Here is a 14,481-nt window from a genome sequence, read left to right on the forward strand (position 1 = left end):
CTGCGATGAATCCGCCGCGACAGATTGCCTGCCTGATCTTTCCCCAGGTGGTCGGGCTGGACGTCACTGGCCCGCTGCAGGTGTTCGCCTCGGCCAACGAGGAGCGTCGTCGCCACGGCCTGCCGCCGGCCTATGCCCTCAGCCTGCTGGGCGCCGACCTGCAGCCGGTCGCTACGTCCGCCAGCCTGCGGCTGTGCGTCGACCGCGCCTGGCCCGAGGTCGACCCTGGCGAATTGGACACCCTGCTGGTGCCCGGCGGCATGGACATCGATACGCCCTGCGCCGACGCTGCCCTGCTCGCCTGGCTGCGGCTTGCCGAAAGCCGGGTGCGGCGGCTCGGCTCGGTGTGTTCCGGCGCACTGATCCTCGCCGCCGCGGGAGTGCTCGACGGCCATGCGGCAACCACCCACTGGGACGACCTCGACGCCCTGCGCCAGTACCCCGGCGTGCGCGTGCAGGGCGAGCGGCTGCACACCTACGACCCACGCAACCGCGACGGCGATGGGCATATCTTCACCTCGGCCGGCATCACCGCCGGCATCGACCTGGCGCTGGCTCTGGTGGAGGCCGACCTCGGCCGACCGCTGGCCCTGGCGGTGGCGCGAAGGCTGGTGATGTTCCTGCGCCGGCCCGGCGATCAGGCGCAGTTCAGCCCGCTGCTCGCCGAACAGAACCGCACGGTGCCGCGCCTGGCGGCCCTGCTGGAGTGGATTCCGGCGCACCTGGGCGAAGACCTCTCGCTGGAGGCGCTGGCCGACCGCGCGAGCATGGCGCCGCGCACGCTGTCGCGGGTGTTCGTCCGCGAGCTGGGCATGGGGCCGGGGCGTTATGTGGAGAAGATTCGCCTGGAGGCGGCGCGCGCACTGTTGCAGGACGCCAGTTGCTCGATCGGCAGCGTGGCGCGGCTGACCGGATTCGGCCACCCGGAGAACCTGCGCCGCACCTTCCAGAAGCACCTGTCCGTCAGCCCGCAGGCCTACGCGGAGCGCTTCGCCTAGCCGTCAGGCTTGCGGGCGCAGGCGGTATTGCGAGGGCAGTTGTTCCAGACCGGCGACGGTCACGTTGAGGTCCTTCCAGCGTCCGTCCTTGATGCCGTAGATGCAGCCGTGCACCGACAGGCTCTGGCCGCGGTGCCAGGCGTTCTGGACGATGGTGGTGTGGCTGACGTTGGCCACCTGCTGGATCACATTCAGCTCGCAGAGGCGGTCGACCTTCTGTTCCTCGGTGGGGAACTGGGCGATGTGCTCGCGCTGTTCGTAATAAAGGTCGCGGATGGTGCGCAGCCAGCCGTCGATCAGGCCCAACTGGTCATCGCGCAACGCCGCGCGCACGCCGCCGCAACCGTAGTGGCCGGTGACCAGGATATGTTTCACCTTGAGCACGTCGACCGCGTACTGGACCACCGAGAGGCAGTTGAGATCGGTGTGCAGCACTACGTTGGCGACGTTGCGGTGCACGAACAGGTCGCCGGGCAGCAGGCCGACGATGTCGTTCGCCGGCACGCGGGCGTCGGAACAGCCGATCCAGAGGTACTCGGGCGCCTGCTGTTTGGCCAGCTTGGCGAAGAACTGCGGGTCCTCCTCCTTGATCGCCTCGGCCCAGCGTTCGTTGTTGTCGAACAGCTGCTTTAGATCGCTCATCGTCGCTACCCCTGTCGTCGCCGGAATCGCCACTTGCGAACCGGTCGCGGGCTTTGACAAGCCGCGGCCGGCAGGCGTCACACCGCGCGGGCGGGCGTCTGGCGCAGCAGCACGGGGCGCGAGGCGGGGCCGCGCAAGTCGCGGAGGAAATTGTCGCGCCAGCCGGCCAGATCGTTCTGCCGGATCACCCTCATCATGCTTTCGTAGCGGTCCTTGCGCTCCTCCAGCGGCATGCGCAGCGCGCGGTCCAGCGCCTCGGCCATGCCGACCCGGTCGTATGGGTTGACGATCACCGCCGAGCTCAACTCGCGCGCCGCTCCGGCGAAGCGCGACAGCACCAGCACGCCGGGGTCATCCGGATTCTGCGCAGCCACGTACTCCTTGGCGACCAGATTCATGCCGTCGCGCAGCGGCGTGACCAGGCCGATCCTCGCCGCGCGGAACAGCCCCATGAGGATCTTCCGCTCGTGGCTCTTGTTCAGGTAGTGCAGCGGCATCCAGTCGAGGTCGGCATAGCGGCCGTTGATGTGCCCCGCCTGGGTCTCGAGTTGCTGGCGGATATGCTGGTAGGTCTTCACATCGGATCGCGAGGTCGGCGCGATCTGCAGGAACTGCACCTGGCGCCGGTGCTGCGGGAAGCGGTCGAGCAGCTCTTCGTACGCGCCGAAGCGTTCCACCAGCCCCTTGGAATAATCCAGGCGGTCGACGCTGATGATCGTCTCGCAGGGCTCGCCGGACTCGCGCCGACCGATCATATTGCGGCGGCCGCGGTAGGACTCGGCGGTCTTGCGGATCTCGTCCGGCATCACACCGATCGGGTAGTGCTTGGCGCGGAAATCGTGGCCGTAGGCGGTCATGGCGTTGTCCGCGCCGATCAGTCCGCGCACCTCGCGGGCGATGTAGTCCTCGAAGGCCTGGCGGTCGACCTCGGTCTGGAAGCCGATGAGGTCATAGGAACAGAAAGTCTTGAGCAGCTCGTTGTGCGGCGGGATCGCGGTGAGGATCTCCGGCGCCGGGAAAGGAATGTGCAGGAAGAAACCGATGCGGTTGCGAATGCCCAGCTGGCGGCATTCCTCAGCAAACGGAATCAGGTGGTAGTCGTGGATCCAGAGCACATCGTCGGGCTGCAGCAGCGGCTTGAGCTGTTCGGCGAGCATGCGGTTGACCCGCCGGTAGCCTTCGTATTCATCGCGGTTGTAGCGCGCCAGATCGATGCGGTAGTGGAAGATCGGCCACAGCGTGGCGTTGGAAAAGCCCCGGTAATACTGGTCGTAATCGCGCTTGTTCAGGCCGATCGTGGCGTAGGTGATGCTGCCCACGGTCTCGCAGACCAGCTTGGGCTGGCTGGTGACTTCGCCATTCCAGCCGAACCACACGCCACCGGAATCGCGCAGGGCGTCGAATACGCCCACCGCCAGACCGCCGGCCACGGCCTTGCCTTCCTTGATCGGGGCGACCCGGTTGGATACCACCACCAGACGACTCATAACCGTTTCTCCGAATAATTCTTGTCGATGTCGCTAAGGGGTTGGGTAAGGCGTGCGGCGATCCACTCGCCGACCGCGGCGACCGAGGGCAACCGCCGCTGCGCCACGCTGGCGCCCTCGCCGACCTTGATCGACAGCCCGCCCAGCGCATTGACCACGGCGAAACCCGCCTCGTCGGTGAGGTCGTCGCCGACGAACACGGGCACACGGCCGCGGAAGGGCTCCTCGTCCAGGAAGCGCCGGATCACCTCGCCCTTGTTTGCGCCCTTCGGCTTGAGTTCGTACACGCACTTGCCCGGCTGCAGGCTGAGCAGGCGTGGATATCGGGCAACGAAGGACTCGGCGATCTGCCGGGCGACGTCCTCCAGTTCGGGGGCCTCACGGTAATGCAGGGCGAAGGCGATGCCTTTGTTCTCCAGGCGCAGGGCCGGGTACTCGCTGCAGGCCGCTTCCAGCTCGCCCTCGACGCCGTCCAATGCCGCCAGGTCGAGATCCGGCGCCTGCAACTCACCATCGGCCCGCCGCCGTTCGGCGCCGTGCACACCGGCGGCCGGCAACTCGAGCGACTGCAGAAGCTGATCGATCTGCGCCAGCGGGCGGCCGGAAATCACCGCCACCGCGGCGCCGCGACGCTGCAGTTCGGCCAGCGCCTCGAGGGTGGTTTCGGGAATGAAAACGAGCTCGGGGCGGGGCTGAATGTCTGCCAGCGTGCCGTCGACGTCGAAGAAAAAAGCCCAGCGATCAAGGTCCGATCCGCTGCTTGGGGAAAAATCGTTCATGTGGGTGTGACTGCCCGCAAGCCCGGGTTGTTCCGGGGCTCGCCGTCCGGCTGGCTGCCTGAATCTTCACCGCCCCTCCCGGTCACACCCTCGACAGCGCCAATCCGAGGAGACCGCCATGAGTACCGAGCGCAAACCCTACGTACCCCAGGAAATCGACGATACCGAGGACCGCATGGGATCCGTCCACCCGCTGGACTTCAACGATGACGATCAGCACGAAGGCCGCGCCGGCGACATTCGACCCGCCGCCGAGCTGGAACGCGAATTCCCCGACAAGCGCGTCCGCGAAGCCGGCATGACCGGCGGCGAGGCGCTCGGCCCGGACGAGCACGAAGACGGCGTGACGATGGACGACCTGAGCCCGGAAACCCTGCTCGACGAAACGGCCGCCCGTGATGCCGGCGAGCCGGGCAGCGGCGACGCGGCCGACTATGACCTGAGCATCGTCGACGAAGCGGAGATCGGGGCCGGCGGCGGGCTCGACGAAGCCCAGGAAGCACGCGTCCATCCCCTCGATGGCAAACCCTGGAAACCCAGCGAACCCCTGCGCAGCGAACGCGACGAGCGCACCGACGAGCTGGGCATGAGCGACGAGGAACTGGCCGGCGAAGCGCCGCTGGACTCGGCGCGGGACGTGAAACCGGAGTGACGATCCCGCGATGCAAAAGGGCCGCTTAGCGGCCCTTTTTCGTTTTCTGCTTCTGCGCCTGCGCGAGGCGGAAGACGGCCTCGCTCAATCGAGCAGCGTGCAGGCCATCACCAGCGCATCTTCGCGCCCACCGCCTTCGGCGGGGTAATACCCGCGGCGGCGGCCGATCTCGTTGAAGCCGTAGCGCTCGTACAGGCGATACGCCGGCAGGTTGGAGGCGCGCAGTTCGAGGAAGCACTCGTTGGCCGAGCACTCGCGGGCGCGCCGCATCAGTTGCTCCAGCAGGTGCAGGCCAAGGCCGCGGCCCTGGAATTGCGGGCCGATGGTGATGTTCAGCAGGTGCGCTTCATCGAGGATCATGTTGATCACCCCGTGGCCCACCTGGCAGTCGCCCTCGAACATCATCCAGCACTCGTAGGACTTGATGCTGTCGAGAAAGATGCCGCGGGTCCACGGATGGCTGAACGCGGCGTTCTCGATGGCCAGCACGGCGTCGAGGTCCGCCTCGGTCATCCGGCGGAAGGTCAGCGTGTCGCTCATGGCGCTCTCATTCAGGCTGCGACAGCCAGCGCGGCATGAGCCGGCGCATGGCTTTCCACAGTTCACCCTTGCGGGCCGGTTCGTCGATCAAGAGTTCCAGCCCCGGCAGTGCCCAGAGCACGCCGAGACCGTCGACCTGCACCTCGCGGTTGTACGCGGTTTCGTCCACTTCGCCAGCGAAACGCAGCGCCGGCGTGCCGATCAGCCAGGTGCAGCGCCCACCCTGCTCGAGTTCGCCGGCGAGTACGCCCTGCACGTAGTCGCGCGCGGCCTCCGGACCCTGGTCCATCCCGCCGCGCACCAGCAGCGGCCAGCGGATCGGTTCGCCGTCGCCGACCTGCAGCGGGCTGTCCGGCAGGCCGGCGGCGCGCAGCATGTCCCGAAGCAGCAGGTAGGCCGGGTCGCGACTCTGGAACGGCTCGCCGGTGGGCAGTTCGACCAGCAGCAAACAGTCGCCAGCGCGCAACAGTTGCAGGGCGAAACGCGGCGGCGGCAGAGCGGCGGGCGCGCTCGGCGTTTCGCTGCGGGTTTCCACCGGCGCAACGGCCGGACGCGGCATCTCCACGCGGGGGCGCGGCGCTTCGCTCGGCGCCGGCGCGGCAGTGGGAGGCGTGACGGGCGCCGCGGCGCTCGGCGCAACACCCACCGCTGGCGCGGCCTCCTCGCCCAGTTCCACCGGTTCGTCCCCGGGTTCCAGCAGCGGCAGGCGCGACGGCGCGGCGAACGGCAGCTCGACACGCGGCAGCCAGACGCCCACCTGCATGGCGCTGAGGTAGGCGCGGCGGCGCTGCTCGGCGATCACGGCGCGGGCACCGGGCGGAGGGGAAGGGGACGGTTGCAGCTCATGACGAAATTCCTGGCGGTCGCGAAGCGACCTGACACGGGCGGCGATTGTCGCCGGAAACCCTGGCGCGCGGAAAGTCCGCGGCATGGACGGTCGCCCAGAACGCCCGCTTTTCGTCACGCGCGTACCGACCCGAAGGGTGCATTGCAGTACAATCGCCGGCCTTATCCGTGACGACCGAACCGCTTTCGATGATCGATCCCAAGCGCGTGCTGCGCGCCCTCGCCGAACACTGGACGTTGCTTGAGCCGCTCTGCGAGCGCTTCGATGCCGGCACCCTGAGCCTGGTCGAGCTGCGCCTGCAGCTCACCGCGCAACTGCCCGAAGGCACGCCCACTGACGTCACCGCCCTGCTCGACCAGTGGATTCGCCTGGACATCCTCGTGCCGGTGGCCAAGAGCCCGAACCGCTTCGAGCTGAACGCGCAGATCCACGACTTCCTCGCCTACCTGCGCCGCGAGCACCGCCTCGGCCTGTGCCTGGAGATCGAGGCCTACCTGCGCCATCTGGAACGCCTCGCCGGCTACATCCAGGATGCCTTCGAAGTGCGCGACGGCCAGGACCTGGCGCGCCAGCTGCGCCTGCTCGACATGCGCGTGCGCGACGTACTGAAGAAGCTAGCCAACGACGAACAGGCGCTAATCGGCGTGGCCGACCGGGCGAAGACCAGCGACCGGCAGATTCCGCTGCGCCAGCGCTATGCCGAAGTGCTGGCGACTTGGGACGAGTACGTCGAACCGATGATCCAGCTGGTCGCCGCCGATGGCGCCTTCGAGCAGGGCGTGCGCCGCGTCGAGCAGGTGCTGCTGCGCCTGCTCGGCGAACAGCAGCGCCTTGGCCAGCTGGTCGACGACGACCTGCTGCTGCGCACCCACGCACGCATCCTGGAGATGCAGACCACGGCCCAGCTGACCCTGCGCCGCGCCCGCGAACTGCTACTGCCGCTGCGCGAGGAAGCACGCCGGCACAACGCGGTGACGCGGGGCGCCGCGCTGGCGCTGTCGGCGATCCGCAAGAAAGGCCTCGACGCCGTGCCGCAGGCCTCGCTGCCGCTGCATAGCCGGCCGCAGAGCACCTTCCTCGGCAGCGCATCGCAGGTCGAGGCCTACGTCTATGCGCTGGCGCGATTCGAGCCCAAGCCAGCGCAGTTCCCCCGGGCCAGCGGCACGCGCAAGGGGGACTCGCCGCGCGCGCCACGCACCGCGCGGGAAATGCTCGAGCGCTGCGAGGACGCCCTGCCGCTGCCGGACCTGATGCTCTGGCTGCTGGAACAGGAACCCGAAGGCGCCACCGACGAGTTGCTCTACTGGTTCTCGCGCCTGTCCCGCGACGCGCGCTTCCAGCGCGAACGCCTGGAGCGCCGCGATTACCTGACCGCCGAACACCGGGTCAGCCTCAGCTCGTTCGCCCTCATCGGAGCCGCGCCCTGAGCACTCGACCGAATCGACCGACCGCCAGCGGCGCCACCCGCGGCTCCACGGTGCGCAAGGCGCACCCTACGCAGCCCGTAGGGTGCGCTGTGCGCACCGCAACCGACGACCTGATGCGCACCGCGCATCCTACGACTGCCCGTGAGCATTGCGTATGAACATCGATCTGAAAGAAATGACCCAGCTGGCGCCGATCTTCCGCGAGCTGTTCAAGGGCTACCATGTCAGCCGCCGCGACCCGGAGCTGTACGCCCAACTGTCCAACCTGCAGGACGCGTATCGTGCGCTGTTCAAGGCGCTCGGCTTCGAGCTGGTCTGCGACACCCGTGGCTTCTACTACTTCGTGCCCGAGCAGATGGGCGCGCAGGTGAACAAGACCGCCCAGCGCCTGGCGCTGTTCACCTTCATCCTCGTCGAGCATCTGGCCGACGGCGGCCGAGACCCGCTCGCCGTGCTCGACGGCGGCAGCCTCGGGCGCGACGAGCTGCCGCCGCTGCTGGAGAAGTACAAGGACCTGTTCCTTCAGGCCGAAGTCACCACCCAGGAAGAGCTTGAAGAGAAGGTCATGCGCCGCCTGACCCAGCTCGGCTTCGCCAGCGAGGACAACGGCGTGTACCGCTTCCTCGCGCCGATGCACCGCTTCCTCGACGTGTGCCTTGCCGTGCAGCAGGACCGCGACCTGGCCGCCGCGCTGCACAGCGACCTGCCGCTGCCGACGCCGGTGCTGGTGGCCGAGGAGGAAGACGAGATCCTGGTCATCGAGACCGCGGAAGAATCCGAAGAAGAAGCGCTGGCCCGCGCCATCGCCGCAGAACAGGAGTTTGAAGCATGAGCCAGGAACGCTACGGCATCCGCCGCTTCGCCCTGCTGAACACCGCCGGCTACAGCCTCGGCCTGTTCCCGCTGGAAAACCCACTGTCGGTCTACGGCGCCAACAACCTCGGCAAGTCGGCGTCGATCAACGCGTTGCAGTTCCCGATCCTCGCGCGCATGTCGGACATGAGCTTCGGCAAGTACAGCCTGGAACAGTCGCGGCGCTTCTACTTCGCCTCCGACACCAGCTACATCCTCGTCGAGGTCGCCCTGCCCCACGGGCCGCACGTCATCGGCGTGGCCGGGCGCGGACCGGGCGGCGGCTTCGGCCACCAGTTCTTCGCCTACGCCGGCTCGCTGGACCTGGCGCACTACCAGAAGGACGGCACCTGCCTGAGGCAGCGCGAGCTGTTCAACGCACTGGAGCGCGAGGGCATCAAGGCCTACGAACTCAAGCCCGAGGAACTGCGCCGGCTGCTGGTCGGCGGGCACACCTCGATTCCGCTGGACCTCACGCTGATCCCGCTGCGTTCCACCAGCGAGCAGAGCCTGAAGACCTTCCGCGCGCTGTTCATCAACCTGCTGCACATGCGCGAGATCACCGCGGCCAAGCTCAAGCAGCTGTTCCTCGATGCCTTCGAGCACAGCCTGCGCTCGGGCAGCGTCGACTACATCGCCGCCACCGAGGAGGCGTTCCGCGACGTGCGCCGCATGGAGGGCGACTACCAGGCGCTGGTGGCCGCCGGCCCGCTGGTCGAGGCGCTGGCCGCCGGCGTGGCGCAACGCGAGCTGCTGCGCGGCAAGCTGCACCGCGTCTCGCCGCTGCTCGACAACCTGCTGGGCGCCTGGCACGACTATGCCGATGCCCGTAAAGAGGAACTGGTGATCCAGGCCGAGCACTACCGCGGCGAGCAGGACAACCTGCAGCACGCGCAGCGCGGCGACACCAGCGAACTGATGCGCCTGGAGCGCGAGATCAGCGAGATCCAGCGCTGGCTCGGCGAACTCGCGGTGCTGAAGAACCGTTTCGCCCTGGTGGACAGCGCGGCGCCGCTGGAACAGCAGCTGCTCGCTGCCAAGGACGCGCATGACGAGCTGGCCGGCGCACTGGCGCAGGCGCGGCAATTCAGCAGCGAGGATCTGGTGGAACGTCTCGCCGACCTGGAGAAACGCCTGAAGTCGGTGAAGCAGCAGCTCGACCATGCGGACAACAACAGCTATTCGCGGCTGCGCGAGGAGTTCTCCCAGGCCGATGTCGATCGCCTGATGCGCCTGTTCAACGGCCAGCTGTTCAGCCTGCCGTTGGGCGAAAAAGGCATCCGCGTGGACGATGGCGAGGCCTGGGTAAAATCCGTCGAGGCGGTGCTGGACGCCTTCAAGGGCGAGCGCTTCGAAGTGCCCGGCCTGTCCATCGACCTCTCGCACATCGAACCGCCGGCGTTGCAGGCGCTGGCCGACCGCGCCGCCCTGCGCGACCAGAAGGATCGCCTCGAGCGCGAGCTGAAGCAGCTCAAGACCCAGCAGGCCGTCGCGGCCGACCGCGCCGCGAGCAAGGCGCAGGCCGAGGCGCTGTACCAGGCGGTGCTGGATGCGCAGAAGGCACTGGAGGATTTCCGCCGCAGCCAGACGCTGGCCGCCGAGGAGCAGACCAAGCTCGAGCAGCTCGCCCAGCACGAAGCCGCACAGGACGAACTCAAGCGTTCCAGCGATGCCTTCACCGAGCGCGTCCAGCAGCTGTCGGCCAAGCTGCAGCTGATCGGCCGCCAGCTCGGCGACCTGGAAGCCAAGGAGCGCACCCTGGAAGACGCGCTGCGCCGCCGCCAGCTGCTACCGGCCGACCTGCCGTTCGGCACGCCGTTCATGGACCCAGTGGACGACTCGCTGGACAACCTGCTGCCGCTGCTGGGCGACTACCAGGACAGCTGGCAGGCGCTGCAGCGCATCGACGGCCAGATCGAGGCGCTCTACGCCCAGGTACGCCTCAAGGGCGTGGCGAAGTTCGACAGCGAGGACGATGTCGAGCGACGCCTGCACCTGCTGATCAACGCCTACGCGCACCGCCAGGACGAAGCCCTCACGCTGGCGAAGGCCAGACGTGCGGCGGTCACCGACATTGCCCGCACCCTGCGCAACATCCGCAGCGACTACGACAACCTCGAACACCAGTTGGCGCTGTTCAACCGCGAGATCAACAAGCGCCAGGTCTCCAACCTGCAGAGCTTCCGCATCGTGCTGGCGCCGAACAAGGACGCCCTCCGGCACATCGACCAGATCATCCACAGCGCCGGGCAGTACGAGGAAGGCGAGACGCTGTCGGTCTTCGACCTGCTGCACAGCGGCGACCAAGATGCGAAGAACGAGGAAGCCAAGGAGTACCTGGCGCGGCTGGTGGCGGCGAATCACAACCAGCTCGGTCTCAAGGACCTGTTCGAGCTGGCGTTCGAGATCACCAAGGTCGGCGGCCAGCCGGTGATCCACACCGACATCGACGGCGCGGCGTCCAACGGCACCACCATGACCATCAAAGCGCTGACCAACATGTACCTGCTGCTGCACCTGATGGACCGCGAGCAGGCCGGGCGCGTGCGCCTGCCGTACTACCTCGACGAGGCGGCGGACATCGACGAGCGCAACCAGCAGGCGCTGATCGAGACCAGCCTGCAGCTCGGCTTCGTACCGATTCTCGCCTCGGTGAAACCGCAGGTCTCGGCGCACTGCGCCATCGACCTGGAAGGCGGCAGCGGCCCCAACGGCATCTACATCGACGAAGCCGACTGGAAGTTCATCGCCCGCCGCGAGCCGGTGGCTGCCGAGCCGGCCTGATCCGTTGCTCGACCGTAGGGTGGGCTTCAGCCCACCCTCCCACCACCTGACGGACCTCCAGGCGACGGGCTGAAGTCCATCCTGCAAGCGTGATCCGACATCGGTCCCACGCTCGCTGCGTTACGACGGATCGTTCGGCAGCCCTACTTCTCCAGCTTGATCTTCGGCGCCCACTGCAGCCAGGCGTCCTCCGCACCATCGAACAGGGCGAAGGTCTGTCCCGGCCTCGCCGGTCCGCCCATCTCCGGATTGTTCGGCGTGGCGAAGGCGATACCGCTCTCCAGCATCGCCTCGAAGGACTCCGTGCGCACCTGCACGCCCTTGAACAGGCTGGCGTCGACGCCGAACCCGCTGGCATTCCAGAAGCGGCTCCCGCTGCGAACCAGAGGCGCATAGCGCGGCTCGATGAGCGCGTGGATCAGCACCCGGTCAGAGGTCGGGCCCAGCTCGAAGTCGGTCACCTTGCCCACCGGCACCTGGCGATAGCTGATGATCGCGCCCGGCTTCAACGAGCCGCGCCGTGCGGCGCTGAGCACCAGGTGCAGGCCTTCCTCGCGAACCGCGTCGAGCGACGGCGCCTTGCTCAGCGTGAAGCGCATCTGCGGTGCACCGGGGCGCTGGGCGGGCTGCACTTCCAGGTACTGGCCGCCGATCAGCGTATCCAGGTTGGCCGTGCGCGCCAGGCCGAACTCCGGCTTGACCACCCAGAACTTCGTACCCTCGCGGGCGATACGCGCTTCGGCCTCGGTGATCCGCGCCTTGAGCAGGACGCCGCTGAGGTCCTTGTTCAAAGTCAGCGATTCCACCTTGCCGACCTCGAGCCCCTTGAAGCGGATCGGCGTACCTTCGCGCAAGCCCTCGGCGCTCTCGACACCGATCTCCAGCACGGTGCCCACCGCCAGCGCCTTGGCTTCGTCCTCGAACAGGTCGAAGCGCCGCACACCGGTCACCGCCTTGGCCTTGGAGTCCGGGGTGGCGAAGGCGATGCCGCCGGTGACCAGAGTCTGCAGGGACTCGCTCTTCACTTCGATCCCGGACAACCCACCCTTGAGCGAAACCCCGCTGGCGTTCCAGAAGCGCGTCGACTCGTTGACCAAGTGCATGTATTCGGGCTCGATGTGCACGCCCACCACCACGCGCTGCTGGTCCCGCGACAGCTGGTAGCTCTGCACGCTGCCGACGCGCATCTGCTTGTAGAGCACCGCGCTGCCGATATCCAGCGAACCGAGGCGGTCGGTGGTCAGCACCAGATGCAGGCCAGGCGCATCGGTGTTCAGCGGCGGAGCCTTGGCGCGGATGGTGAACTCGCGCGACGGCGAATCACCCTTGCCGAACCGCACAGCGATGTAATTGCCCTTCACCAGCGCTTCCAGGCCGGTGATCCCGGCGAGGGAGATCGAAGGTTTCACGCCCCAGAACTCGGTGTTCTCGTTGAGCATCTCCTCGGTGCGCGGGTCCATGCTCAGCTCGGCGGTCGCCTCGGTGAAGTGCTCGCCCATTTCCAGTTTCTTCAAGGTGCCGACCTGTACGCCATTCAGCATGACGGCGGTACGACCTTCCTGCATGCCGCTGACATCGCGGATGTGCAGCTTGACCTTGACGCCAGCCTCGGCCGCCTCGTAGTCCTCGTACAGGCGGAACGGCAACCGCGGGTCGGTGGGCGGGCTGTCCTGGCGATGGTCCGGCGTGGCGAAGGCGATGCCACCGGCGGCGATGCTGAGCAGCGACTCGGTGCGCACCTTGAAGCCCGACAATCCTCCCGACACCGTTACCCCACCGGCATTCCAGAAGCGCGTGTGCTTGCGCACCAGTTGCGCGTACTCGGGATCGATGTGGACCTTCACCTCGATGGTCTTCTGGTCCGCCCCCAGGGCGTAACTCTTCACCTGGCCGACCTGGATCTGCTTGTAATAGACCGGGCTGCCCTGCTCGAGAGACCCGAGGCGCTCGGCCTTCAGGGTAATGTGCAGGCCGGGCAGGTCATCGGACATTCCCGGCGGCTCCGTCAATGCGACGAACTCGCGCTCCGGCTCGCCCTGGGCCGGCTCGATGGCGATGTAAACGCCGGAGACCAGCGTCTCCAGCCCGGTCACGCCGCCCAGGGAGATACGCGGCTTGACCAGCCAGAAGCGCGTGCCCTTGCTGAGGTAGGGCTCGGCCTCCTTCTTGATCTCGATGGTGGCGATGACGCCCTTCATGTCGTCCGCGATATGCAGGTCGGTCACCGTGCCCACCGAAATGCCGCGATAGATCAGCTCGGTCTTGTTGGCCTGGATGCCGTCGCCACTATCGAAGTGGACCTTGATTTCGATGCCGGCCTCACTGAAGGCGCGGTAGGCGAGCCATCCGCCGATCAGCAGCGCGATCAGGGGCAGCACCCAGATCACGGACCAGTTGGAGGCGGGGCGAATCCTGGCTTTGGGCAGATCACTCATGGTCTTGGTACGGCTCCGTGTTATCCCAGATCAGGCGAGGGTCGAAGGTGATCGCGGCGAGCATGGTCAATACCACGACGCAGGCGAAGGCGACGGCGCCCGGATTGGCTTCCACCCGCGCGAACGCGCCGAAATTCACGGCCGTGACGAGGATGGCGATGACGAAAATATCCAGCATCGACCAGCGGCCGATCCACTCGATGAAGCGATACATCAGGATGCGCTTGCGCGCCGAAAGCGGTTGGCGGCGCTGCACCGAATAAAGAAGCAGCGCGATGCCGACCAGCTTGAAGGTCGGCACCAGGATGCTGGCGATGAACACCAGGGCGGCAATCGGGAACATGCCGTGATGCGCCAGTTCCACCACACCGGACATAATCGTCGAGGGCGCGCCATTGCCGAAGGTGCTCACCGTCATGATCGGCAGCACGTTGGCGGGGATGTAGAGGATCGTCGCGGTAACCAGCAATGCCCAGGTACGCGCCAGGCTGTTGATCCGCCGCGGGGTGACGTGCGCGCCACAGCGTGAGCAGTACTGCCGTTCCTGCTCGTCATCACGCGCATTCAAGTGATGACACTCGGTACAGACGAGGATTCCGGCATCAAGCGCGCGCATGGCCGTCCTCCTCGCCCGCCAGGGCTTCCCATATCTGGTGTGGAGACATCACGACCTCGAGCCAGACCTGCAGCAACAGCAGCGAAACGAAGCACACGAGCCCGGTGCCTACGGCCAGGTGCGCGATATCGCCAAGCTTGACGATCGCCACCAATATGCCCAGCAGGTATACCTCGAGCATCCCCCACACGCGCAGCTCGTGGTAGATGCGATACAGCACCAGGCCATGGCTGCGTCCCATCTTCAAGCGAATGCTCAGTAGCACCAGTAGCTGACAGAGCAGCTTGAGCAACGGAACGCCCATGCTGGAGAGGAACACCAGCACCGCCACTTCCGGCATGTCGGCGCCGTACAGACCGAGCACGGCGCCCCACATGGTGTCGATGCTCGATTGGCCGAGAAGATCCAGCCGCATGATCGGC

13 protein-coding genes are annotated in these 14,481 nt (G+C 67.1%); 5 read left to right on the top strand and 8 right to left on the bottom strand.

Features of this window, described 5'->3' with window-relative positions:
- The first annotated feature begins 5 nt into the window (after positions 1-5).
- Positions 6-998 carry a GlxA family transcriptional regulator gene (locus B2X67_RS12470; RefSeq protein ID WP_286785673.1) on the top strand — a complete coding sequence of 331 codons (993 nt, stop codon included), beginning with the start codon at positions 6-8 and terminating at the stop codon, positions 996-998.
- A 3-nt stretch (positions 999-1,001) separates the two neighbouring features.
- Here the strand turns inward: B2X67_RS12470 and can are convergent, their stop codons facing one another.
- The 3 genes from can to otsB all read right to left on the bottom strand — a co-directional run bounded on the left by can (position 1,002) and on the right by otsB (position 3,906).
- Positions 1,002-1,640: a carbonate dehydratase gene (gene can, locus B2X67_RS12475; protein ID WP_286785674.1), complete on the bottom strand. Its 639-nt coding sequence runs from the start codon at positions 1,638-1,640 to the stop codon at positions 1,002-1,004.
- Between the two features lie 77 nt (positions 1,641-1,717).
- Positions 1,718-3,127, bottom strand: coding sequence for an alpha,alpha-trehalose-phosphate synthase (UDP-forming) (otsA, locus tag B2X67_RS12480; RefSeq protein ID WP_286785675.1), 1,410 nt, complete (start codon positions 3,125-3,127; stop codon positions 1,718-1,720).
- On the bottom strand, positions 3,124-3,906 hold the full coding sequence (gene otsB, locus B2X67_RS12485; protein WP_286785676.1) for a trehalose-phosphatase: 783 nt from the start codon (positions 3,904-3,906) through the stop codon (positions 3,124-3,126). The genes otsA and otsB overlap by 4 nt, the downstream gene beginning before the upstream one ends.
- Positions 3,907-4,024: 118 nt before the next feature.
- Here otsB and B2X67_RS12490 point away from each other — a divergent pair, with 118 nt between their 5' ends.
- Positions 4,025-4,558: a phosphotransferase system, HPr-related protein gene (locus B2X67_RS12490; protein ID WP_286785677.1), complete on the top strand. Its 534-nt coding sequence runs from the start codon at positions 4,025-4,027 to the stop codon at positions 4,556-4,558.
- Positions 4,559-4,642: 84 nt separating this feature from the next.
- Here the strand turns inward: B2X67_RS12490 and rimI are convergent, their stop codons facing one another.
- Together rimI and B2X67_RS12500 are read right to left on the bottom strand one after the other, a co-directional pair.
- Positions 4,643-5,098 (bottom strand): ribosomal protein S18-alanine N-acetyltransferase, encoded by a 456-nt coding sequence (rimI, locus tag B2X67_RS12495; protein WP_286785678.1) that lies wholly within the window; start codon positions 5,096-5,098, stop codon positions 4,643-4,645.
- A gap of 7 nt (positions 5,099-5,105) precedes the next feature.
- Complete coding sequence (locus B2X67_RS12500) at positions 5,106-5,900, bottom strand: energy transducer TonB (protein WP_282339049.1); 795 nt, start codon at positions 5,898-5,900, stop codon at positions 5,106-5,108.
- A 233-nt stretch (positions 5,901-6,133) separates the two neighbouring features.
- On the opposite strand from B2X67_RS12500, the gene mksB reads away from it, so the two are divergent.
- The 3 genes from mksB (at position 6,134) to mksF (ending at position 11,008) form a co-directional block, all read left to right on the top strand.
- Positions 6,134-7,372 carry an Mks condensin complex protein MksB gene (gene mksB / locus B2X67_RS12505; RefSeq protein WP_282339050.1) on the top strand — a complete coding sequence of 413 codons (1,239 nt, stop codon included), beginning with the start codon at positions 6,134-6,136 and terminating at the stop codon, positions 7,370-7,372.
- A gap of 154 nt (positions 7,373-7,526) precedes the next feature.
- The gene (mksE, locus tag B2X67_RS12510; RefSeq protein WP_090229002.1) at positions 7,527-8,204 is read left to right on the top strand and encodes an Mks condensin complex protein MksE; all 678 of its coding nucleotides are present in this window, start codon (positions 7,527-7,529) and stop codon (positions 8,202-8,204) included.
- Positions 8,201-11,008: an Mks condensin complex protein MksF gene (mksF, locus tag B2X67_RS12515; RefSeq protein ID WP_286785679.1), complete on the top strand. Its 2,808-nt coding sequence runs from the start codon at positions 8,201-8,203 to the stop codon at positions 11,006-11,008. The genes mksE and mksF overlap by 4 nt, the downstream gene beginning before the upstream one ends.
- A gap of 143 nt (positions 11,009-11,151) precedes the next feature.
- On the opposite strand, the gene B2X67_RS12520 is transcribed toward mksF, so the two are convergent.
- From B2X67_RS12520 to B2X67_RS12530, 3 genes are all read right to left on the bottom strand, one after another.
- A complete protein-coding gene (locus B2X67_RS12520; protein ID WP_286785680.1) occupies positions 11,152-13,443 on the bottom strand; it encodes an intermembrane transport protein PqiB in 2,292 nt (763 codons plus the stop codon).
- A complete protein-coding gene (locus B2X67_RS12525; RefSeq protein ID WP_282339054.1) occupies positions 13,436-14,059 on the bottom strand; it encodes a paraquat-inducible protein A in 624 nt (207 codons plus the stop codon). The genes B2X67_RS12520 and B2X67_RS12525 overlap by 8 nt, the downstream gene beginning before the upstream one ends.
- On the bottom strand, positions 14,046-14,481 hold a 436-nt coding region (locus B2X67_RS12530), incomplete at its 5' end, for a paraquat-inducible protein A (RefSeq protein WP_286785681.1). The genes B2X67_RS12525 and B2X67_RS12530, both read right to left, overlap by 14 nt.

Source organism: Pseudomonas sp. UBA3153, from assembly GCF_002364635.1.
Classification (GTDB): domain Bacteria; phylum Pseudomonadota; class Gammaproteobacteria; order Pseudomonadales; family Pseudomonadaceae; genus Pseudomonas_O; species Pseudomonas_O kuykendallii.